This window comes from Prochlorococcus sp. G4PB17, from assembly GCF_059772445.1.
This window is the reverse complement of the sequence record NZ_CM186288.1, coordinates 232,444-252,353: the sequence shown is the minus strand read 5'-3', so window position 1 is coordinate 252,353 and position 19,910 is coordinate 232,444. Positions and strand designations below refer to the sequence as shown.

Genomic DNA, 19,910 nt, shown 5'->3' with positions numbered 1-19,910 from the left:
TACGGTTTATCAGTTTAAAGAATTAGGTAGCCAAAAAATCACTTAAATCATTAAAAAGGAGCCATGATTTATCTGTATTCAAACAATCTAATGATCTTTTGACACCTAAAGATAAATCATCCTCAGCTCCGGACACCCATAAAACAAGAGCAGTGTTTAATGCTACGACTTCCTTGTGATATTTATTTCCTTCTCCTTTAAGTAAAGACATTAGAATTTGAGAATTGGTTTTCAAATCATCACCTTTCAAACTTTCATTAGAGATTTCAGCAAGGCCAAGATCACTAGGAGTGATAATTTCAGATCTAATAACATTCTTATCTAAAAAACGAAATTGATTAGGTCCAGCTAGTGATGCCTCATCAAGACCACCTGCACCATGAACGACTACAGCTCTTTTAAGCCCAATTTCTTTTAAAGCTAGGGATATTGGATCAAGTAAATCAGCTTTGGCTACTCCTAATACTTGGGACTTAGGTCTAAGTGGGTTAACTAATGGGCCCAACAAATTAAAAATGGTTCTAACTCCTAAGCTTTTTCTTAATGGAGCAAGATTTACCAATGAAGGATGCCACGAAGGAGCAAAAAGAAATGTAATGCCCAAAATCTTTAAAGCTTCAACAATTTTTTCGGAAGAAACATTTAAAGGTAATCCTAAGTTTTCTAATACGTCAGCTGATCCAACCTTGCCACTTGCACTTCGATTTCCATGTTTGGCAATTTTAACTCCTAAAGCAGCTGAGACAAAAGCAACTGCTGTAGAAATATTAAATGTGTTAGCTCCATCTCCACCCGTTCCACATGTATCAACCAAATCAAAGGTTGGCAGATCAGATGGTGTTATGGAGGCATCCTGAAGTATTTTTGCCATTGCCGAAAGTTCATAGCCAGAAACTCCCTTTGCTCTAAATGCAGCTAAGATAGCCCCCGTTTGGACTGGTTCAATTTTATTTTCAAGCCATGAATTCATTAAATAATTAGATTGCTCTTCAGTTAAATCATTCGCTAAAAGAAGTGATTCAAGGATTACTGAAAAAGATATAGGATTTAATGGGTTCATTTATCAGAAAGTGCCTGAATGCTGTGCATTCCCAGCAGAATATTTTTTATAACTTAATCATTAATATATCAACTATATAAGTTGTTTAAATAAAACAATAATTTCCTAACATTAAGCTTGGGAGGAATCTGACGTATCAAATCCAGAACCAACGTTATCAGGACTTGAATGACTTGTAGGACGAAATCCCTCTGACCAAAGTTTTCTTGTTATCAACTCTAAATCGTTACGATTGATGCTCCATTTTTTTAATAATTTTTCCATGTCAGAATTAAGATCTTCTGCACCTTTAAAATCTTGATAGCGAATTATTAATCTAGCTAATTCAACAAAATTGTTAGAAGTTGGTGTATCTATGGCACATAAAAGATCAAGATTTTCTCTGTCGGTTGAATACAGCGGGTGATTTTGAGCCTCGTTCATAAATTAGTTAAATTGGATTTTGCTCGCATCCATAGGCTTATATTGCCTAGGTTAGTGTGCATATTAATAAAAGAATGGCTGGATTAAGACTAGATCTAATAAAAAACTATTTGAGACCACACAAGAGGGACTTAATAATAGGCGCTTTCTGTCTGATTTTTGTAAATATTTTAAGTGTTGCAATTCCAATGGAGGTTAGAAGTATAGTTGATGATCTAAAGGAAGGATTTACATTTACTTACGTCTTAAATAAGTCGACATGGTTAATACTCTTGGCAACAGTTATGGGTGGAGCAAGATTAATATCACGACAACTTGTATTTGGAGTTGGTAGACAAGTCGAAGTTTCCTTAAGACAAAAATTATTTGATCGGATGCTGGAACAAGATCCCGGATGGGTTCAAACCATAGGGACTGGAGAAGTCATAACAAGAGCTACTAGCGATTTAGAAAACATTCGAAGATTGCTTGGTTTTACGGTCCTAAGTCTTACAAACACATTATTGGCTTACACCTTCACATTGCCAGCGATGCTGTCAATCGACCCACTTTTAACATTTTTTGCAATTTCGGTTTATCCAGTTTTACTTGGCACCGTTGGATTGTTTGGGGGCAGGATGGTAAAACAAAGAAAAAGGCAACAACAAGCATTATCAGAATTGAGTGAATTAATACAAGAAGATCTATCCGGCATAAGCGCGATAAAAATTTATGGTCAAGAACAAGCTGAACAAGAAGCTTTCAAGAAATTAAATATTAGATACAGAGATGCTGCCATTAACCTTGCAAGAACCGCAAGTACATTATTCCCATTACTTCAAGGTTTATCCTCCATCTCTTTACTATTACTTATAGCTATAGGGAGTGGGCAATTAAGTAGTGGAACTCTTACGGTGGGGGGTTTAGTTGCATTAATTCTTTATGTTGAGAGACTTGTATTTCCAACAGCATTATTAGGCTTTACGTTAAATACTTTTCAATTAGGTCAGGTAAGTTTAGAGAGAGTAGAAGAGTTATTAAATCACGAGCCAACAATAAAAAATAGCGATAATACTGTCAAATTATCTAAGCCGATATTAGGTAAATTAGAGGCTAAAGAACTCTCAATAAAATATGAAGATTCTTCAAGGAAAATACTTAATGAAATATCTTTTACAATTAATCCAGGCGAAATAGTTGCCTTAGTTGGTCCTGTGGGGTGCGGGAAAACTACATTAGCAAGAGCATTAGGGAGAATGATAAGTATTGAAGGAAATAGCTTATTTTTAGACGAATATGATGTAACTCAATTAAAGCTAAAAGATTTAAGAAGCAATATTGCTTTAGTCCCTCAAGAAGGTTATCTTTTTACAGAAACTCTCACAGAAAATATCAGATACGGCAACCCAAAAGCATCAATAAAAAGAGTTGAAGAATCAGCTTATGAAGCAAGGATGTCAGATGACATTAAAGGATTCCCAGATGGTTTTAAAACGCTCGTTGGAGAAAGAGGAATAACACTTAGCGGTGGTCAAAGACAGCGAACAGCCTTAAGCAGAGCACTATTGGTAGATTCAAAAATAATTGTCCTAGATGATGCATTGGCTAGCGTTGACAACAAAACTGCTGCATCAATACTTCAAACTATAAAAAATCAATTTAACAAGACTGTATTAATGATAAGTCATCAATTATCTGCAGCGGCAGCTTGCGATCGTATATTAGTGATGAATGAAGGGAAAATCGTACAAGAAGGAACACATCAACAATTAATTAACATAGATGGTTTGTATAAAAGGATGTGGTTAAGAGAAAAAGCAAAAGAGCAAATTCAATCAGAGAATTAATAATTACTTATTAAAATTTTTTAATCAATTCAATTTTAATTAGATAAAAGCTATAAAAACAATTATGTTCAATAAGTTAAATACGAAATTATGAGCTCAATCACAAATTATAAACTTATTTGCGACCTTGAATTTGGGGATATCTACATTCAAATTCTTGCATGGATGGGTGTGATATTTGTAAGTCTGGCAGCAGGACTTGCATTAATGGGATCATCAAGGCCAATTTTTGCTCTTTTAGGTGTAGGCTTAATTCTAGTGCTAAGCTTGCCTTTCTTATTATTTGCATTTGTTACTACACTAATAAATCATATAAGAATAGAAACTACAAATTAAAGTTATGATTAAAAAATTAAGCGAATATTTATTAAACATAATTAATCAGCTATATTCAAACAAAGGTTCAATAAAAAAGGATAAGCAAGTGCTACATACAGTATTAAAAAATAATCTTAAAGCAAAATTAAAAGACAACGAACAAGAAGTATTTTTTGGGTGCGGTTGCTTTTGGGGAGCAGAAAAAGGTTTTTGGAGATTACCAGGAATAATTTCTACAGCTGTTGGATACGCAGGTGGAGAGAAAGAGGCCCCAAGTTATAGAGAAATATGCACGGGTCTAACTGGTCATGCAGAGGTTGTAAGAGTTGTTTGGAATAATAGAGAAATCGATCTGAGTGACTTATTAAAACTATTTTGGGAATGTCATGACCCAACTCAGGGCAATCGTCAAGGGAATGATACTGGTAGTCAATATAGATCTGTGATTTATACGACTAATAAAGAACAATTAGTTAAGGCAATTGAGAGCAAAAAAAGTTATCAGAAAGAACTTCATAAGAATGGATTAGGGGAAATTACAACAGAAATAGCAAATGATATTAAGTTCTATTTTGCAGAGGAATATCATCAACAATATTTAACAAAGCCTGGAAGCCGACCATATTGCTCGGCCATGCCAACAAAAGTCGAATTTAAAAGTTTTAATGGTGCAAACTTTAAACTTAATAAGAAAATTTGGTCTAATTACAATTGGGATATTAATCATTGTATTCTTAGAGGGGAGAATACACCTATTAAAAGAAATTCATAATGAATGATCAATTATCTGATAGAACAGTTTTACTAATAATTTTGTCGACATTATTGTTAGTATTTCTATTGGCATTTAGTTTTAAATCTCAGAAAATTGAACAAGAAAACAACATTCAGTGGATGGATAGCTCAATAAACTCTGAATATGTTTCACCTCAGCGAATCAAAGATGATTTAATTTCATGAATATTAATTTGACACAATATGGATAAAAATGATATACAAAAAAAAATAGATTCGGCCAGAATAAATATATATAATATTCTTGCAATTTTAATAGTAGTTATTCCTGAATTTTTTGCAGAGTTACTTTATTCGATTGAAGTATCACACCATAATGGGATTTTACCAAATGAGGGAGATGCTTGGAAAACTAATATAGAATTAAAACTTTCAAAATTAAACATTTATGAGCTAAGAATATTGGCTAAAAATCTCCGAATTAACGGATATTCTTGCGATAATAGGAACCAACTAATTAAACGAATAAAGAGGTATTCAAATAGAAGAATTAAATGGAAATCATTAAATGGTTAAATCTTTGGAAGTAGTTATGATAATTTACTTATACGGGACGTAGCGCAGTTTGGTAGCGCACCACTTTGGGGTAGTGGGGGTCGTGGGTTCAAATCCCGCCGTTCCGATAAATCAAATCAATGGCTAATCAGAATCTTTGACTAAAGATTGGATTAATTTCGTTGTACTAATCAGAACTGCTAAAAAAACGAAGAGTGTTAAAAAAATAATAAATGCAAATAGAAAAGGTGGTATATCAATCTCCCCAAAAGAAACAATGAATAAATTAGTTAAAAATTTCATTAAAACGAAAATATCGTAAAACAATTCTAAACCAACGAATATAGAAAGCTAAAATTTATAAACCTGACAAGATAAAAATACCAAAAGCTAGACGATAATACACAAAAATAAAAGTATCATTTTTTGTTAAAAACTTAAGTAGCAAATGAATAGCAACTAGTGAAGAAAAGAAGGATGAAATAATCGCAATGATAATAGGTAGAATATCTATTACAGATAATGTTTTAAACAAAGTAAATAATTCAACAAGTCCTGAAATAGAAATAGCCGGGATGCCAATCAGGAAAGAAAGTCTAGCTGCGGTTTTTCTTTCTATTCCAGAAAACAATGCTGAGGTAAGAGTAATACCAGATCTAGAAACCCCAGGAAATATAGCTAGAGATTGAGCAAGGCCTAACAATATAACATCATTTAAATTAATGTCACTAAATAGCTTTTTTCTCTTACCATAAAATTCTGAAAGAGCTAGCAATATTGCCATAAGAATAGAAGTAATAGCGATTGAAAACAAACCTCTAAAATTCGAATCGGAATAATTAGGCCAAAACAATTTAATTAAAAAACCAAAAAAGCAAATTGGAATGCTGGCAACAAAGATATAAGTAGCAAGTCTTGTATCATCATCTATGAAAAATTTACGATGCTTAAAAATCGACAAAAAGGAATCAATAATCAAACTAATCTGTTTTCGAAAATAATAAATAAGAGCAGCTGCACTTCCTAATTGTATAGAAGCGGAAACGGCGGCACCAGGATCATTCCAACCCAAAAAATAAGGTACAACTTTTAAATGAGCTGTACTACTAATTGGAAGAAACTCAGTAAAACCTTGAATGATGCCTAAGAAAAATGATTTAAGGTAAATAAATACATAAGAACTAATTTCTTCAGGCATTAGTTGAAAACAATAAAAACACCGGCTCGGAAATTTTTTGAATTTTCAATTAGTATAGATATTATTTCAATAATAAATCATGGGTAAAAAAATTATATTCTCATTAATTCTTATTCTGACGTCATTAGCCGGATTACAAGGAAAGGTTAAAGCAGATTACTGGTTAGTAATTGGTAGCTATAGACAAGGTCCTGGAGGGAAACCACAAGTAAGTGGGATTACAAGTCCATCATTATTCGCGTTACCAATTGGTACTGAAAGGATGTGTATTGAAGCTGGAAAAAAAATTGAGAATGATATCTACAAGCCTGTCTGGCAATTTGATAGCAAATGGACATGTATCAAAAATTCAAGTAATTAAAGGAAATCAGAAGGTTAGGGAAAGATTGGATAGAAGGATCATCATCTCTGTACATCATGAGCACATCCATCACCTTCATAGTCATCACTGTTGTAATAACCGTTCTTAGTGCCAAAAAAAACGGCAGAGATAACAAAAGGAACTGCTGCAAAAATTAAAAAATTAGATAAAATCAATTTAATTTAATCTATTCATATACATACAATCTAACAAGGAAATCAATTTTATGAATTTAACAATCTTTATAAATCATTAATCTATTAAAACACAAAAATAAGTATTAGCTAAACCTACTAAGTATGGGATTTACAGCAAACTCTATAATGAGATACGTTAGCGTGCACCAAACAAGCACAAAGAATATAAATAACCTTGGTCCCTTAAGAAAAGGTTGAAAATAATCATTAGAGCCATCTCCCTCAAGAAGAGTTCTGCATTCATTTACCTGTGAATTGGCAAGTCGATAATAATCAGAACCTGGTAATCTATTATCAAAATATGTTTTCTTAAGATTTTTAATAAGAGGTTCAGGTTTATCAGTAATTAAAAAAGCAACCAATTCCCCAGGTCTTAAATCAATTCTTGTTCGTTCAAGGTTATTAGTAACACCAATATTGAATAAGTCGCCGTTTTGAATCAAATAAACATATGAAGCCATTTTATTGGCGTGTGTAAGATGTATATTTTATGATCATAGGGTGTATATAGAGTAAAAGATAAAAGTTTTACAAAAGATAAAATATATAAAACTTATAATATATAGTATTTAAAAAATTTGTTTATATTAAAGAAGGTATTTAGTTGTCTTAAGTTTTTCAATGCGACGATTTTGATTTATTTGTACCGTAGTATCTGATTTAATAAAAGATAAGGATTGTTGTGGAATAGATGCTTGAATCATACGTATGAAATCAGATAAATTGTTGCCTTCCAATCCTGACCCTTTTAATTTAATCATTTCATTTTCTTGTTGAGTTTTCCACAAAATTGTATTATCAAAATTAGAAGATTTAAGATGCCAAATTTTATGAAATTTATTCCAAATTTTACTATATTCTATAAGAGATTTTTGAATCAAATTTCGATAATCTTTCTCAGTCTGACTCAATGAAATATTAAATTCTCCCTCAGTCAAATCATCTATTTTAGATAAATTTGAAACGGGTTCGCACCCTACAAACCATCCTTCTAAAATTAAAACTTTAGTTCTAATTTTAACCCACCCTGCTCTATCTCCTTTTCCATCTCTTAAAGACTTATCAAAAGTAGGACTGTTTAACAACCCCGTTTTCAAAAATGTGTCTATTGATTGATTTAATAAATCTAATGAATGACTACCTGGAAAACCTCTAGGGACATTCCATGGATTACCCTTCATTGCAATATCCATTTCTTGCCCGGGCAAATAAAAATCATCTAAAGATATGACTTTAATATCTACAGATAGTTCTCTCGCGACACTATCTATCCAAAATCCTAAAGTAGATTTCCCAGATCCAGGGAGACCGGAAAAGCCTATTATTATGGGGTTACTTATAGATAAAACATAATTTTCTAAAAGGCTGAAAAATGGAAATGATAATGACCATTTCCAATCTGTATTTGTATTTTGTTTCCAATACTTATCAATAATGGTTTGGGTATTAGTATCAGACCATTTATCTAGGAAAAGTAATGGATCAATCGACAAACCTTCAAGGAATGAAAAATATGTATCAAGAGGGAAAAGGAAATCTTCCCTTATATCCTTAGGAAAAATATCATTAAATTTATAATTAATCTCTTTGTCAATCATAGATCCTTAAAACTATTAATAACATCTTCAACACTATTCGACCATCCCTCTGCATGAGGAGCATTAGCTAATCTAAAAGAACCATTATTAATTCCATTCTGTAAATACTTATTTGGGCCGTTCTTACCAGGAACAACAATAGAAATATCAGCGTATTCAAGTAAAGGAAGATCATTTTGAGAATCACCTAGTGCGATAATCTTGACGTCATGGTTCTGTAGATGACCTTTTAATTTATTAACGGCTTGTCCTTTATGACTTTCACTAGAAAGCAAGTGACTCATACGGTTACCCTTGAAAACATGAACATTATAAGAATCACAAATAAGCCTAACTTTTTCAAAAACATCATCAGGAGGATTTAAGAATGGAACACTCCACTGCCTATCTAAAGCTCTATGAATACCTTGCTCAGATAAACCAGTAAGTTCAAAAATTTGTTTATCACTTAAATCATTTAGAGGAATTAAATGGTAGTTAACTTTTTTAGATATATTCATTAATATAAATCTCAATTCTTTATAACTTTTACCTAAGATCAATTCCCATTCAGAAGTCTTATTTAAACAAGTCCCATAAATAGCCGCTCCATTCTCAACAATAAAAGGATCTGATAATCCATTCTCATTTCTAAAATATCTAACCTCTGAGGCTGTTTTACTTGTACAGGGTATGACAGGAATAGACATTTCTGACAACATATTTAACGTTTTCTTTGCAGGGGAAATATCGTAGTTTTCATCCATCAATGTTCCATCAAGATCTGTAATTATCCAATATTTAGAATTATTCTTCATAAGACTAATCAGTTAGGGAGAACCACACTACTTGATAAGGATTAAGTTTAAATATATCAGTATTAAAATGTGTACCTGTAATATTATCCAACAAACGTTTATTCGAAAATGATTCATATAAATCAAGTTCATTTAATGGAGAAATATTTAAACATTTATTAGACATGTTACAAATAACATAAACACTTTCTTCGCCTATACCTCTCTGAATAATTATACAATTATCAATATTAGTAGCGATACATTTCATGCTCGCCTCAGGGTGAAAAGCCTTAAGTCTTGACCTGACTTTAACTATGTGAGTGAGATATGAAATATTTTTACTAGCTGGAGAATCAAAGTTCTTAAGAACCTCGAGTAATTTACTAGCTTCAAATTTCTCTCGATTTAAATCTCTTCTTTGCCCTGTTTTTCTAAAAGAATCAAGATCATTAGGAGAAGCTAATATTGATGGAAGATAAAAAGCTGGAACGCCCTTTAAAGATAAAGTGAACACTTGACTGAGCAAAAACCTATCAAATTGAAATAAAGTAAAATCAGATCCATCATGAGCCATTGCGCTCCACCAACTTATGTTTAATTCATATGGTTGATCTTCCCCAGTTGAAAGACGACGATGACTAACTAATCCTCCGCGCTTTTCTGATTCGACCAAGAGATTATGAACTCTCTGATCATCCATAATTCCCTCCAATGCTCTTAATCCAATACCATCGTGTGAAGAGGTGAAATTAAGTAGAGATGTACACTTTGGCAACTCATTCCAATTAGATAACCAATCATTCAATAAATCTGTTTTACCTGTATAAATAGCTTCTAGTAATAAAGGAGGAAGAGTAAAGTTATAAGCAAGATTTGCTTCATCCCCATCAATCAAATAAGAAAGATTTTCTTGCTCCGGAACATTAGTCTCAGTGATTAGTACAGCCGTAGGTTTAAGAATCTTCAAGCATTTATTTAATAACTTAACTATTAAATGTACAGGGTCTAAATGCAAACAAGTCGTATGCGGTTCTTTCCAAATAAATGCAATTGCGTCAAGTCGAATCCATTCTGCGCCATTATTTACATATGTAACCAATAATTTCAAAAACTCTAAAAATATATGTGGATTCTTCCAATCAACGTCAATCTGATCTGGCCCAAATGTTGTCCAAGCGTTCTTAAACCCGTGATTAGTATTGATTTTAGTAAAAAGCGATGAATTTCTGGGTCTTATAACTTTCTCCCAAATATGAGTATCAGAAGGAGAAAAAATATAGGACGAACCTGGATCCTCTGACTTTATAAATTGATGGACCCAGGGATGGGAAGAAGAGACATGATTTAAAACAAGATCTGCCATTATTTTATGGTTACAAGATAAATCCTTTAAATCATTCCAATTTCCAAAGGCATCTTCAATTTTTTTATGGTTAGAGACAGCAAATCCTCCATCACTTGTAGAAGGAAGAAATGGTAAAACATGTATGACTGAAGAAAGGCCACTTAATCTATTTTTTACGAATTCAGTTAATGTTTTTAAAGTCGATTCATCTTTCCTATAAATTGAATCTGGATAAGCAATCAAAACAACACTAGAAGAATCCCACAATGATTCGTTTTCTAATTCATCATTAACACGAAATGAATCGAGAATCTGCAACAATTGTGACCACACTGAATTGATTTCTTGTTCAGAGTGCTCAGGATAAATTTCTCTGAGAGACACTCTCAGCTCATCTAATTCACTATCCAACTCAGACACTCTTTAAAGGAAAACAATCTTCTCTACCTCATCGTAGCTCTCACCTTGAATCTGTAAAACTTTTTTCTTGAATGGACTTTCAGCAGGGTTTAATCACAACTATTCATGAGTACGGACTAGCAAAAGATCCAGTATCTCAATTAAATAAAGACCTCCTTAAACGACCAACATCCATACTTATTCCATGCCTATTTGATGAGTTCAGTAGGCCTGCTTTAAAACTTATAAGAACCACCTTAAAAGAATTAAAAAATTTAAATCAGCTAGTAATAGCCCTATCTGCTACTAACCGCGAAGAGGTAGCTAAGGCCAGAGATTTCTTTAAAGAAATGCCATATCCAGTTCACGTCCAATGGACTAATAGTCCAACAGTTATAGAACTACTCAAAGATCAAGAAAAAAATGGACTGGATCTATTAGGTGTTCCAGGAAAAGGATGGGCAGTCTGGCAAGGAGTTGGTGTTGCTACGAAAAGTTCTGAAGTGGTTGCACTTTTCGATGCTGATATCAGAACATTCAACTCCAATTATCCAGCAAGAATGTTGGGACCTTTACTAGAAAAATCAAATGGAATTTCATATGTAAAAGCTTTTTACAGCCGTCTGTCTCTTGAGACTAATGCACTTCAAGGGAGAGCTACGAGATTATTTGTAGGTCCACTTCTATCAAGTTTGGAACAATTGATGGGGAATACGCCGTTCCTCCAATATTTACAGTCTTTTAGATATCCATTAGCTGGAGAGTTTGCTTTTACTACAGATTTAGCAATGAATTTAAGAATCCCTTGCGATTGGGGGTTAGAGATAGGGCTTCTCTCAGAAGTTTATAAAAACGTAAGGATATCAAGAATCGCACAAGTGGATCTGGGTATCTTCGACCATAAACACAAAGAGATAGGATCACAAGCTAGTGAGGGACTACAAAAAATGTCTACAGAAATTCTTTCCAGTGTTTTAAGAGGTTTAATGGAACACGAAGCAAGAACACTTACAAGTTCCCAATTAGCAAATTTAGAGGTTTTATATAGAAGAGCAGGAGAAGACAGAGTAAAACAATTTAGTTTAGATTCCTCAGTTAATCAATTGCCCTATAGTCGACATAAAGAGGAACTAGCAGTTCATACTTTTGGAAAACTATTAAGACCAGCAATAAACAAATTCCTTGAATCACCGGTAAAGCAACAATTGCCATGCTGGGCAAGAGTTTTAGACTGTGAAAGTAAATTGCAAGATGAATTAGAAAAAGCTGGATGCGTATAAAAAACTTATAACCAATAAAAACTCATAAAAATGCTTTAATTAACAATGAAATTCCAACTAAAAAAGACACTAATTCAAAAATAACTTTAATAAATTTGGACCCCTTAATTATTGAAAAATAAGCTCCGAAATAGCCACCTAGAAGTGAACCCACAATCAAAACAGGTATATAGCTCCAAATAATATTTCCCGATAAGCCTAAAGAAAGTGCTCCAATACCATTCCAAAAAATGCCTACAAAAATCAAGGTATAAGCAACCGCCAAAGAAAAAGACAACCCAAATATTGTTATCATCCAAACCGTAACAAATAGTCCAGTACCAGAAGAAAGATAACCATTAAGAAAACCAATAAAAAAAAGACCAAATGAGCCAATCAGTATCCTTAACTTATTAAGTGAGGTTTTTTGATTTGAATCGCCAAATTTTTTCTGTTTTATTGAGTAAAAGCTAAGAAATAAAGTCAAAAAACCCAATAATGTAGTTGAAAAGTTATTAGGTAAAATTGATGACATATAGGCCCCTAATAATACACCAGGAATTCCAGAAAATAATATCAAAAAAGCATACTTTACTTGTAAATTATTTTTCTTAAAATGTGGAACTGAAGCACCAAAACCAAGTGCAACACTTGCAACCTTATGAGTTGCCAAAGCTTTTGAGAAAGGTAAACCCAAAAACAAAAGAGCTGGAAGTTGTATTAAACCTGCACCTCCACCAGATAAAGCAGAAATGAAATTAGAAAAGAGTGATACAAATCCCAAAAAGATTTGAGACCAAATATCAATGTTTAACATATAAATCTAAACAATATATATTAAAAGAATTGATTATATCTATTGATCTAAATATTCTTAATCATTTCTCTTCTAATTAAATCAATACAATTTGGATGCTCATTAATATATCTATTAAATTCCATTGCAAGTAATCTTGCTTCATATGCATCACATGCATAAAAACAATTCTCAAGACGTTGATTATCACAGTTCCTATAATGAACTGTGTAGGGCCTTAAGCTTGAAAGTGGGATTTTAAATTGAGTTTGATTCATTTTCAATTTATATTCCTATTTCAGTTATGCATCCATTTGAATTTTTTTTCTACGGATGTCTTGTAACCAATATAAATTAAAATTTATTTAGAATTTGATTTTTTATTAAAATTCGATTTATAAAAGATTAAATAAATTGGTAGAGTTTATTCACATGGCAAAATTATCTGAAATAGATCTAGGATCTGCACTTTTATCAACTTTTATCTTAATTGGTTTTATTGCTACGGCTTTTGTCTTTGTAAGAATAACGATAATTGGTATTAACTATGTAAAGGTTAATTATTTAACAGAAGAGAGAGATGACAAAAATAAAAGGAAAAATAAAATAAAAAATGGAGGTTTTTAAAGGCCTTAAATAAACAAAAACAGATGGTAGGCCTAAGACACATAAATAAATTGATAGCAAATGCATAATTATTCATTGGTACGTAAAATATGTTAATTTAGTAAAATCTAAAGTTATTCATAATGGAAGTAAATCAACTGATCCCAATTGGGGCAAAGATAAAAGTAGATAAGTCGAAAATAAAAAATTTACTGCCAAGCAAACTTTTGGATGACCTACCTCAAATAATAAATGGAGAAATTATAGATTACAAGATGACAGATGGTATGGATATTGGATATGTATTAATGACTGAAAAAAATCTAAAAATATGGATTTTCAAAACCGAAATAAATGAACAAACAAAAAGAGAATATAAGATTGAATGTACAAGTAAATATACAGCTAAAGAAAATGATCTAATCTTAGGGAAATATAAAGTTGGTTACAAGATTAACGGTAATAGAGATATTAAAACTGTAGCAAATCCAATAAATCTAATTAACTGGTTAATATTTACACTGAAAGATATTTTTTAACTACTAATCAACTTCTCGTTTCAAGATAAGAAATAATAAATTCCCAATTTTAATTGTTTCTGAAAGTTCCCATCTGTCAAGTCCCTTTTTATTTAAAAATTTACTTAGTTGCATAGCAGGGTGCTCAGAACCTTCATTTTCCTGATATTGTTCGGGAAATTGATCTTTGAGGAAATCTGGACTGAGCGAACCTTTAAGTTTTTCGCTTGCAGCCTCAGGATTGCTTGATTCATCATTTTTATTTGACGAATCGTCTACGTTGAGATGCACTACATGATATTCCCACTTCATAAATATAATTTAAAGTTATATTAACTATACATAATTAAACTGTAAGGGATTTTGATATATTCTGATTTCAAAAAAGTTAAAATTTTGAATTTGAATCAAAAAAATATTAATATGGATAAAATGAATTAAACATCGTGCAAGGATTTGACCCAGCGATAAATTATGGTCCCAATGATGCAGGAATATCAGCAATAACAATAATCATAGGAATTTTTGGTCTTATTGCTATTTCATGGCTATTTGGAAAATTATATGAAAAAGTAGCTAATTTATTTGAGAACAATAATAAAAATGATTCATAGATAAACATATATCAAATAAATTTATATCTAGAAAAAAGTTTGAAACCATTTTTTCTTTGAATTAACGAATAATTCTATATAGTTGTGAATTATTGCGAACTCAAATAACAAACCTATATTAGATGTAGTATTTTGAGAGTTATCTATTAATCGTTACTTATGTTAGCTTCATTGATGGTTCATGATTGGGCTACTCCATTAAATCTATCGGCACCAATAGCTGGCATACTTACTATTGGTGGTTTTATGGGATACTACAGTTTATCTAGAAAATTTTAAAAGTTATAACTTAATAGTTAAGAAAATATTTATAACCAATAAATGAATAAGTTAAGCTGGAGAGAGTTTGATGAATGCATCTATTCTATATATAAGCAATGCAAAAATAAAAAGTTTGAAGGAGTTTATGGATTCCCTAGGGGAGGTCTTTGTCTTGCTGTTGCATTAAGTCATTCACTTGGACTACCATTATTAGATGTTCCAAAAAATAATTCACTCATAGTTGATGATATTTATGATACAGGACATACGCTTGAAAAAATAAAACATATAAAAGGTTCAGAAACTCATGTATGGGTTAGCAAAAAACAACCAACATGGTGGAATTCCTATAAATATATCAAAGATAATGAATGGATTATTTTCCCTTGGGAGAATATAAATGAAGCTAATAAAGATAGAGAATTATACTATAAATCTAGAAATTAATTTATTTACCACATTAATTCATTGTTATTATCTAGGCTAGATGATAAATCAACTGACCTTAAACTCAACAATTCATTTAATTTCACAGCAAACTTATAAGTATCGCCTTTTAAGCCTAAAATAATATAATCGTTATTTGTTTTTATTTTTTTCCTAAATTTCAATAAACCGATAAATTTTTTCCAGTTATTTTCATTATTATAATTATATGCCCATAGATCGAAAATATCCTCAATTATATTAATGGGAATATCGGAAGAATAAACTGTAATAGAATTATCTAATTTATATCGATCAAATTTCGAATCAAAAGCCAGAATATCTAATGTGCTGTTAATCGCATCTTTAACTTCACTTGCAGCTTCAATACCAAATAATTCCTTTCTATAGCACTCAAGCAATTCGATACCTAAAGAATTCAAAATATCATCCTCCTCAGTAAAGTTAACAACCCAAAAGCTTTTATCATCATTTACTCCTGATGCCAAATATAGATTAACAGATTTAGTCATTAATTAAATTCTATAGACGTTATGCAATAAATTGGACTTAGAAAAAGCCAATTTAATAAAAAGATATCTAACTATAAAATAATAATCTTTATGTAATTAATTTGAAAAAATTATTTTTATTGTAAAAATAAACATAACTTCCCAAATAAATGGAAAAAGTAGTCTCAAGTAAATCCATGGGTTATCGAAAAAGCCTTGGCCCTGGAATTCTGTTAGCAGCAGCATGCATAGGCGGTTCTCACCTAATGTCATCTACCACAGCAGGAGCAAAATTTGGATTTTCTCTTCTTGGCCTTATTTTATTAACAAATCTTGTTAAATATCCTTTTTTACTTGTCGGAACAAGATTTACAGCAGTTACAGGACTATCACTTTTAGAGGGATTTCAAAAACGTAATCAATATTATTTGCCTATATATTTGATTGTTGGATTAATAACAGGTACGTTTACTATTTCAGCCGTAAGCTTTGTTACGGGTCTTCTTTTAAAAAATATTGTAATTTTTTCTTCCTTTCCTGCATTAGATTTAGCAATAGGTATATTAATAGTATGTTCATTAATATTATTTATTGGGCAATATAAAGCTCTTGATAGGATATCTAAGATTCTAGTATTTTTGCTTACATTGTTAACTTTTTTTGCTGTTATATCTTTACTAATAAAAGGACCTGCTGGTGATATCAATATTTCATTTTTTAATAGCAGTCCCTCTCCCTGGACCCTCTCAAATTTAGGTTTTTTAATACCACTTATGGGTTGGATGCCAGGTCCAGTAGAACTTTGCATATGGCCATCGCTATGGATGTTCTCTAGAGCCAGAGAAACAAAACATACCGCTACATTAAAAGAAGCAGAATTTGATTTCAATATTGGTTATTTCATTACAGTACTTACTGCAATTTTCTTTGTAATTCTTGGTGCCTACACGATGTATGGGACTGGAGATGAAATGCTTACTGGATCTGGAGTTAGTTTTGCTCAGAATTTAATCCGCTTGTATACAGAATCCATTGGTGGATGGGCAAAGTGGATCATTGTACCTGCAGCTTTTGCTGCAATGTTTAGCACTACGCTTACATGTCTAGATGCATATCCTAGGAGCATCTCTTCAGCTCATGGTTTGATAGCTCGCACAGACAAGGGAAACAGCTCAACTTTGACTGAAAAGAAACGTCTAAAAAAATGGATCATATTTCATGTTTTGGCATCACTATGTGCACTTATTATTGCTAAATCTGGAGGAATTGGAGTTAAAGACTATGTCTTCGGCGCCATGACCGGAAGTTTCCTAACAGCTCCTTTGTTTGCTTGGATGGCTATGGATACAATGAATAGCTCATTAGTAAAAAGTCAATTTCGTTATGGAATTGCTCTAAAAACACTTTGCTGGTTTGGTATTTCATTCCTCTCAATCTTTAGTTTATTATTCATATTCAATTCGTTCTTTGGTATCGGACAATAAACAAAAATTTAATGTTGTTAAAATTAAATAAGACTTAATTTAATTAATTAAATAATTAACTTGAAGCAGAAGTATAATGTTTAAGAGCAAATTTCCAGAAGAATCTACTAAAAATAAAGAATAAACTACTTAATATCAAACCAAAAAATAAAATATTAAATTTAAGTTCTCCCAGAATCGCCTCAGCTGGAAAAGTTGTTAAAAATGCTACGGGTAAAACCAATGTAAATATGTATCTCAAAATAACAGGATAAGCTGAAACAGGATATCTACCGGCAGCCAATAAAGCTCTAAGAACTTCTGTAGCATTCCATGTCTTCACAAACCAAATACTTGACGCAGCAATCAAGAACCAAACGGAATAAAGAATTACAAAACCAATGAATAAGGAAATAATGAATTCAAATAATGAGTAAATTGAAAAAGACGCACCTGCTTGAATGGCCGCCCAAAAAACAATTGAAAATCCTAAAATTATTTCAGGCAATCCTGCAAAAGAAAACTTTTTAACAGATAACCAAAATTGACTATCAATTGGTTTTAATAAAACATAATCAAGAGTACCCTCTCTAACATAATTAACTATTTCGGTTAAATTTGGCCGTAAAAGAGCATTTGTTAAACCATCAAGAAATGTATAAACGCCCTGAATAACTAAAGCAGATTCCCAAGTCCAATCTCCTAATTGCCTTCCTCCAGTAAAGAAAAGGGATAATATAAATACACTTCCCAAAAGAGTTCCCAACATGGCTAACAACTCAATCAAAAAATTTAATTGATATTCAAGTTGAGAAGCAAATGCTGTAGACCAAAATAATCTAATGGTTTTAAAGTATCGCTGCATATTAGGCTCCCATCGCTGTATATCTTTTTACACCAAGTTTCCAGAGAATATTTACAGAAGGTACCAGTATTGAGATCCACAAAATCTGAGCTAAAAAGCCATTAAAAATATCAACTTGCATACCCGATAGAATCTTTGCTGGAAAATTAATTAGATAGGGAAAAGGGGTTAAAATTGCAACTTTTAGAACGTTAGAAGGAAAGGCTGATAAAGGTACTAATAAACCAGAAAGAAAAAGATAAGGAACAAATATTAATCTCTCAAGAGCACTAGATTTTTCAGTCCAAAAACAAAGTGCAGCGACTAAACTTTGAAGAAGGAAAGCGATAGTAAAAGCAAAGTGAGTTGATAAGTACGCCAGGAATAATTGAGGTAGTGAGGGAAGCCAAAAGGATGATGGATTTAATATAAAAAAAGTAATAGCTATGGCTATTGCGAAAGGAAGTCTTGTTGCCTGCTCTGCCAAGTGAGAAGCTACATATCTTAATAGAGGGTGCAAAGGCTGTAGCAAATATGGTGATAATCGCCCAGAAAGAGAATCTTCTTCGAACGAAAAGACAACCCAAACAACTGAAAATTGCCTAACTAGAAAGGCACTTAAAAAATATCTAGCCAAACCAATATCATTTAGACCAAATGAATTACCAACATCATTTTGACTCCAAAGAGAAAACATAATAAATGGTAGTACTCCAGATAAAGCCCACAAGGCTATTTCGATGCGATATTCCAACATGTAGGCATATTGAGTTGTAAGTAAGGTCTTAATAACCTTGAAAGACAATCCAAATATTCTCAATTGACTTCTCCCTTTATAAATAATTCGCCAATTAATTGATCAATAGGAGGATCACTAATCTCTAAATCGATAATATCGAAATCGGTTAATAGATTACTTACTGCATCCGTCAATTTATCCCTTGGAACTAACAAACAGACAAAACGATCATTTAAATCTTGAATCTCACCATATTTTTCAAATTGTTCACTTGCACATCGATTTTTCAATTCAACTTTTACCTCTCTCGATGGTGATAATGAATTAGCAAGTGAATCAAGGTCACCATCATAAAAAAGCTTTCCTTTATGAATACAAATAACTCTTGGACATAAGGCTGTGATGTCAGCCATGTAATGACTAGTTAGTAAAATTGTCGCACCAGTTCTTTTGTTGTATTCGGATAAAAAGCTACGAACTCGAGCTTGAGCATTTACATCTAGACCAAGAGTAGGTTCATCTAGAAAAAGGACAGATGGTTTATGCAATAAGGAAGCAAGAATTTCAGATTTCATTCTTTGTCCTAAAGACAACTTTCTTACAGGTCTTGTAAGCTCCTCTCCCAGTTCAAGCATTTCTGCTAATTCATTAATTCTTACTTTTGCTTCGTGATCAGACAAACCATATACAGCTGCATTGACATACAAAGAGTCCATGGGAGGAAGGTCCCAAATCAATTGCTGCTTTTGCCCCATAACCAAAGTTATCTCCTTTAGAAAAGCCGTTTGCCTCCTTTGAGGAGAGAAACCACCAACATCAACTAATCCTGTCGATGGATGAATAAGACCACACATCATTTTTAATAATGTGGTCTTACCAGCTCCATTAGCCCCTAGAAATCCAACTACTTCTCCAGGTGAGATTTTAAAACTTATGTCAGTTACAGCAGGGACATCATAAGTCTTTCGATCAAAAAAATGCTTAAGTGTACCCTTAAACCCAGGTTGTTTGTTTGCAACTCGATAATATTTACTCAGCTGATCTACAACGATCAAGTTACTAGGATTATTGTGCAATT

General features: G+C 32.2%; 27 protein-coding genes and 1 tRNA gene. 13 read left to right on the top strand and 15 right to left on the bottom strand.

Features of this window, described 5'->3' with window-relative positions:
• Window positions 1-22: 22 nt before the first annotated feature.
• Together trpD and AC6EJB_RS01360 are read right to left on the bottom strand one after the other, a co-directional pair.
• Window positions 23-1,060: an anthranilate phosphoribosyltransferase gene (gene trpD / locus AC6EJB_RS01365; protein ID WP_498491926.1), complete on the bottom strand. Its 1,038-nt coding sequence runs from the start codon at window positions 1,058-1,060 to the stop codon at window positions 23-25.
• Between the two features lie 111 nt (window positions 1,061-1,171).
• Window positions 1,172-1,483, bottom strand: a complete 312-nt coding sequence (locus tag AC6EJB_RS01360) for a DUF3288 family protein (protein WP_498491925.1) — start codon at window positions 1,481-1,483, stop codon at window positions 1,172-1,174.
• 74 nt (window positions 1,484-1,557) lie between these two features.
• Here AC6EJB_RS01360 and AC6EJB_RS01355 point away from each other — a divergent pair, with 74 nt between their 5' ends.
• From AC6EJB_RS01355 to AC6EJB_RS01330, 6 genes are all read left to right on the top strand, one after another.
• Window positions 1,558-3,309 carry an ABC transporter ATP-binding protein gene (locus AC6EJB_RS01355; protein ID WP_498491923.1) on the top strand — a complete coding sequence of 584 codons (1,752 nt, stop codon included), beginning with the start codon at window positions 1,558-1,560 and terminating at the stop codon, window positions 3,307-3,309.
• A gap of 90 nt (window positions 3,310-3,399) precedes the next feature.
• Window positions 3,400-3,645 carry a hypothetical protein gene (locus AC6EJB_RS01350; RefSeq protein WP_498491922.1) on the top strand — a complete coding sequence of 82 codons (246 nt, stop codon included), beginning with the start codon at window positions 3,400-3,402 and terminating at the stop codon, window positions 3,643-3,645.
• Window positions 3,646-3,649: 4 nt separating this feature from the next.
• Window positions 3,650-4,399, top strand: coding sequence for a peptide-methionine (S)-S-oxide reductase MsrA (msrA, locus tag AC6EJB_RS01345; RefSeq protein ID WP_498491920.1), 750 nt, complete (start codon window positions 3,650-3,652; stop codon window positions 4,397-4,399).
• Window positions 4,399-4,587: a hypothetical protein gene (locus tag AC6EJB_RS01340; RefSeq protein ID WP_498491919.1), complete on the top strand. Its 189-nt coding sequence runs from the start codon at window positions 4,399-4,401 to the stop codon at window positions 4,585-4,587. The genes msrA and AC6EJB_RS01340 overlap by 1 nt, the downstream gene beginning before the upstream one ends.
• Window positions 4,588-4,605: 18 nt before the next feature.
• On the top strand, window positions 4,606-4,938 hold the full coding sequence (locus AC6EJB_RS01335) for a hypothetical protein (RefSeq protein ID WP_498491917.1): 333 nt from the start codon (window positions 4,606-4,608) through the stop codon (window positions 4,936-4,938).
• Window positions 4,939-4,971: 33 nt separating this feature from the next.
• Window positions 4,972-5,045 (top strand) — tRNA-Pro (locus AC6EJB_RS01330).
• Between the two features lie 230 nt (window positions 5,046-5,275).
• On the opposite strand, the gene AC6EJB_RS01325 is transcribed toward AC6EJB_RS01330, so the two are convergent.
• Entirely contained in the window at window positions 5,276-6,115 is an 840-nt protein-coding gene (locus tag AC6EJB_RS01325) for an undecaprenyl-diphosphate phosphatase (protein ID WP_498491915.1), read from the bottom strand.
• Window positions 6,116-6,194: 79 nt separating this feature from the next.
• Between AC6EJB_RS01325 and AC6EJB_RS01320 the strand changes: the two genes are divergently transcribed.
• Entirely contained in the window at window positions 6,195-6,476 is a 282-nt protein-coding gene (locus AC6EJB_RS01320) for a hypothetical protein (protein ID WP_498491913.1), read from the top strand.
• 41 nt (window positions 6,477-6,517) lie between these two features.
• On the opposite strand, the gene AC6EJB_RS01315 is transcribed toward AC6EJB_RS01320, so the two are convergent.
• From AC6EJB_RS01315 to AC6EJB_RS01295, 5 genes are all read right to left on the bottom strand, one after another.
• Window positions 6,518-6,652: a DUF8629 family protein gene (locus AC6EJB_RS01315; RefSeq protein ID WP_498491911.1), complete on the bottom strand. Its 135-nt coding sequence runs from the start codon at window positions 6,650-6,652 to the stop codon at window positions 6,518-6,520.
• A gap of 104 nt (window positions 6,653-6,756) precedes the next feature.
• A complete protein-coding gene (locus AC6EJB_RS01310) occupies window positions 6,757-7,134 on the bottom strand; it encodes a GIY-YIG nuclease family protein (RefSeq protein WP_498491909.1) in 378 nt (125 codons plus the stop codon).
• Between the two features lie 126 nt (window positions 7,135-7,260).
• Window positions 7,261-8,271 carry a nucleoside/nucleotide kinase family protein gene (locus tag AC6EJB_RS01305; protein ID WP_498491908.1) on the bottom strand — a complete coding sequence of 337 codons (1,011 nt, stop codon included), beginning with the start codon at window positions 8,269-8,271 and terminating at the stop codon, window positions 7,261-7,263.
• Entirely contained in the window at window positions 8,268-9,068 is an 801-nt protein-coding gene (gene yedP, locus AC6EJB_RS01300) for a mannosyl-3-phosphoglycerate phosphatase-related protein YedP (RefSeq protein WP_498491907.1), read from the bottom strand. Before yedP ends, AC6EJB_RS01305 begins: the two co-directional genes overlap by 4 nt.
• Before the next feature lie 4 nt (window positions 9,069-9,072).
• Window positions 9,073-10,815 carry an alpha-amylase family glycosyl hydrolase gene (locus tag AC6EJB_RS01295; protein WP_498491906.1) on the bottom strand — a complete coding sequence of 581 codons (1,743 nt, stop codon included), beginning with the start codon at window positions 10,813-10,815 and terminating at the stop codon, window positions 9,073-9,075.
• Between the two features lie 71 nt (window positions 10,816-10,886).
• Here AC6EJB_RS01295 and AC6EJB_RS01290 point away from each other — a divergent pair, with 71 nt between their 5' ends.
• Window positions 10,887-12,074: a glycosyl transferase gene (locus tag AC6EJB_RS01290; protein ID WP_498491905.1), complete on the top strand. Its 1,188-nt coding sequence runs from the start codon at window positions 10,887-10,889 to the stop codon at window positions 12,072-12,074.
• Between the two features lie 22 nt (window positions 12,075-12,096).
• On the opposite strand, the gene AC6EJB_RS01285 is transcribed toward AC6EJB_RS01290, so the two are convergent.
• Together AC6EJB_RS01285 and AC6EJB_RS01280 are read right to left on the bottom strand one after the other, a co-directional pair.
• Window positions 12,097-12,870 (bottom strand): sulfite exporter TauE/SafE family protein, encoded by a 774-nt coding sequence (locus AC6EJB_RS01285; RefSeq protein WP_498491904.1) that lies wholly within the window; start codon window positions 12,868-12,870, stop codon window positions 12,097-12,099.
• Window positions 12,871-12,917: 47 nt separating this feature from the next.
• Window positions 12,918-13,127, bottom strand: coding sequence for a DUF8647 family protein (locus tag AC6EJB_RS01280; protein ID WP_498491903.1), 210 nt, complete (start codon window positions 13,125-13,127; stop codon window positions 12,918-12,920).
• A gap of 154 nt (window positions 13,128-13,281) precedes the next feature.
• On the opposite strand from AC6EJB_RS01280, the gene AC6EJB_RS01275 reads away from it, so the two are divergent.
• Both AC6EJB_RS01275 and AC6EJB_RS01270 read left to right on the top strand, forming a co-directional pair.
• Window positions 13,282-13,476, top strand: a complete 195-nt coding sequence (locus AC6EJB_RS01275) for a hypothetical protein (RefSeq protein WP_498491902.1) — start codon at window positions 13,282-13,284, stop codon at window positions 13,474-13,476.
• Window positions 13,477-13,598: 122 nt separating this feature from the next.
• Window positions 13,599-13,994: a DUF2862 domain-containing protein gene (locus tag AC6EJB_RS01270; RefSeq protein WP_498491901.1), complete on the top strand. Its 396-nt coding sequence runs from the start codon at window positions 13,599-13,601 to the stop codon at window positions 13,992-13,994.
• A gap of 3 nt (window positions 13,995-13,997) precedes the next feature.
• On the opposite strand, the gene AC6EJB_RS01265 is transcribed toward AC6EJB_RS01270, so the two are convergent.
• A complete protein-coding gene (locus AC6EJB_RS01265) occupies window positions 13,998-14,285 on the bottom strand; it encodes a hypothetical protein (RefSeq protein ID WP_498491900.1) in 288 nt (95 codons plus the stop codon).
• A 134-nt stretch (window positions 14,286-14,419) separates the two neighbouring features.
• Here AC6EJB_RS01265 and AC6EJB_RS01260 point away from each other — a divergent pair, with 134 nt between their 5' ends.
• Entirely contained in the window at window positions 14,420-14,587 is a 168-nt protein-coding gene (locus AC6EJB_RS01260; protein WP_498491899.1) for a hypothetical protein, read from the top strand.
• Between the two features lie 321 nt (window positions 14,588-14,908).
• Window positions 14,909-15,295 (top strand): phosphoribosyltransferase, encoded by a 387-nt coding sequence (locus AC6EJB_RS01255; protein WP_498491898.1) that lies wholly within the window; start codon window positions 14,909-14,911, stop codon window positions 15,293-15,295.
• Between the two features lie 5 nt (window positions 15,296-15,300).
• Here the strand turns inward: AC6EJB_RS01255 and AC6EJB_RS01250 are convergent, their stop codons facing one another.
• Window positions 15,301-15,807: a josephin gene (locus tag AC6EJB_RS01250; protein WP_498491896.1), complete on the bottom strand. Its 507-nt coding sequence runs from the start codon at window positions 15,805-15,807 to the stop codon at window positions 15,301-15,303.
• A gap of 149 nt (window positions 15,808-15,956) precedes the next feature.
• Between AC6EJB_RS01250 and AC6EJB_RS01245 the strand changes: the two genes are divergently transcribed.
• Entirely contained in the window at window positions 15,957-17,270 is a 1,314-nt protein-coding gene (locus tag AC6EJB_RS01245; RefSeq protein ID WP_498491894.1) for an NRAMP family divalent metal transporter, read from the top strand.
• Between the two features lie 55 nt (window positions 17,271-17,325).
• On the opposite strand, the gene AC6EJB_RS01240 is transcribed toward AC6EJB_RS01245, so the two are convergent.
• From AC6EJB_RS01240 to AC6EJB_RS01230, 3 genes are read right to left on the bottom strand one after another with little or no spacing between them, the layout of a single operon-like run.
• On the bottom strand, window positions 17,326-18,114 hold the full coding sequence (locus AC6EJB_RS01240; protein WP_498491893.1) for an ABC transporter permease: 789 nt from the start codon (window positions 18,112-18,114) through the stop codon (window positions 17,326-17,328).
• A 1-nt stretch (window position 18,115) separates the two neighbouring features.
• Window positions 18,116-18,913 carry an ABC transporter permease gene (locus AC6EJB_RS01235; protein WP_498491892.1) on the bottom strand — a complete coding sequence of 266 codons (798 nt, stop codon included), beginning with the start codon at window positions 18,911-18,913 and terminating at the stop codon, window positions 18,116-18,118.
• Entirely contained in the window at window positions 18,910-19,908 is a 999-nt protein-coding gene (locus AC6EJB_RS01230; RefSeq protein ID WP_498491890.1) for an ABC transporter ATP-binding protein, read from the bottom strand. The genes AC6EJB_RS01235 and AC6EJB_RS01230 overlap by 4 nt, the downstream gene beginning before the upstream one ends.
• Window positions 19,909-19,910 lie beyond the last annotated feature (2 nt).